Origin of the sequence: Neobacillus cucumis (assembly GCF_002860255.1) — a bacterium.
GTDB lineage: Bacteria > Bacillota > Bacilli > Bacillales > Cytobacillaceae > Neobacillus > Neobacillus cucumis_A.
The window spans coordinates 1-1945 of record NZ_PGVE01000105.1; the positions used below are offsets into that span (position 1 = coordinate 1).

3 protein-coding genes are annotated in these 1945 nt (G+C 37.5%); 2 read left to right on the forward strand and 1 reads right to left on the reverse strand.

What is annotated here, in order from left to right; translation table 11 throughout:
- Both sat and cysC read left to right on the forward strand, forming a co-directional pair.
- Positions 1-843: sulfate adenylyltransferase (sat, locus tag CVD27_RS26715; RefSeq protein WP_101652181.1), on the forward strand; the 843-nt coding region annotated here is incomplete at its 5' end.
- 29 nt (positions 844-872) lie between these two features.
- Complete coding sequence (gene cysC / locus CVD27_RS26720; protein WP_101652183.1) at positions 873-1472, forward strand: adenylyl-sulfate kinase; 600 nt, start codon at positions 873-875, stop codon at positions 1470-1472.
- Positions 1473-1481: 9 nt separating this feature from the next.
- Here cysC and CVD27_RS26725 read toward each other — a convergent pair.
- Positions 1482-1945 (reverse strand): YitT family protein (locus CVD27_RS26725; RefSeq protein WP_101652185.1); only part of this gene is annotated, 464 nt, incomplete at its 5' end.

Consider the following 1945-nt stretch of genomic DNA (forward strand, 5'->3'; position numbering starts at 1 on the left):
ATGGTAAAAGAAATATTCCGGCCGGATAAAAAGCTAGAAGCTGATAAGGTATATAGAACCATTGACCTTAATCATCCTGGGGTAAAGAAATTGTTTGAACGGCCAGAGTTTTATATTGCTGGTTCAATTACTCTTATCAAAAGGCCGGAAAAAACGAAATTTGAAAGCTTTTATTTAGATCCGAAGCAAACAAGAGAGAAATTTAAGGAGTTAGGCTGGGAAACAATTGTAGGCTTTCAAACAAGAAATCCAGTTCACCGAGCACATGAATATATTCAAAAATCGGCTTTAGAGATCGTCGATGGCCTTTTCTTAAATCCTTTGGTCGGTGAGACAAAAGCCGACGATATTCCAAGTGAAATTAGAATGAAAAGCTACCATGTCCTACTTGAAAATTATTACCCGCAAGACCGAGTATTTTTGTCTGTTTTTCCAGCTTCCATGCGTTATGCCGGACCAAGGGAAGCTATTTTTCATGCAATTGTCCGGAAAAATTATGGATGTACGCATTTTATAGTCGGAAGAGATCATGCCGGAGTTGGAAATTATTATGGTACGTATGATTCACAAAAGATATTTAGTCACTTTAATGAAGAAGAATTAGGGATTAAACCACTATTCTTTGAACATAGTTTCTACTGTAAAAAGTGCGAAAATATGGCGTCTGCCAAAACTTGTCCTCATGACCGAGGATATCATGTTATTTTATCAGGAACGGCGGTAAGAGGTATGTTAAGTAATGGCATTCACCCGCCAAAAGAGTTCAGCCGTCCGGAAGTAGTAGAGATTCTTATTCAAGGTATGAAGGAAACATATATAAAAGAAAATTCAAGAATTGGCTAGCTGCTAAAACATTTAAAGGGTGTAGGAAAATGAAAAAAAGAGGCAACATTACCTGGCATCTCTCTACTGTTTCAAAAGATGACCGTCTTCTCTTAAATGGCCATAAAAGCTGCGTGCTTTGGTTTACCGGATTGTCCGGGTCCGGAAAATCTACATTGGCCAATGCTGTTGATCAAATATTATTTCAAGAAAGCTATCGAAGCTATGTGCTGGATGGGGATAATATCCGTCATGGATTAAACAGGGATTTAAGTTTCCTGCCAAAAGATAGGAATGAAAATATAAGAAGAATAGGGGAAGTAGCGAAACTGTTTGTGGACAGTGGTCAAATTGTATGTACTGCTTTTATATCTCCTTTCTTGGAAGATAGGGAACTGGTACGCAAAATGTTCGAACCAGGTGAGTTTATAGAAATCTATCTGAATTGTCCTATCTATGTTTGTGAAGACCGCGACCCTAAAGGATTGTATAAAAGGGCTCGAAAAGGCGAGATATTAGAATTTACAGGAGTCTCATCCCCCTATGAGACACCGATTAACCCGGAAATTATCATTGATTCCGATAAAATGACGATTGAGCAATCTGTAGAGAAAGTAATCAGATATTTGAAAGATAAGAAGATTCTATAGGGGATCTTCTTATCTTTTACGCCAATTAGCGGATAGAAAACTAATCTTATGGATTTTAAGTTCGTATATATAGTCAATGATATTAGTTGAAAAAAATTGGCAGATAATTGCGAAGATCACTATCTTATAGTCAATGACTAGTGCAGTTAATAAGAATATTAAAAGATTGATTCCCATCATCACTTTTCCCGGGCTCCAATTTTTGTAGGAAGCAATCATTAAGGCTGGAATGACCATACCACCACTGGATGCACCTGCACGGATTAGAATCCCCACACCAATTCCAAAAAACACACTTCCGGCAAGCAGGTCCAATAATAAATGGACATGTATATGTGGGACATGCAAGGTTATATAATTAACAGTGGTAGAGGTAGTGGCAACCGAAAGGATGGTTTTAATAGTCCAAGTATAACCAAAATAGCGTAACGCGAAAAATAAAAAGACAACGTTCGCAATCCATAAGGAAAATC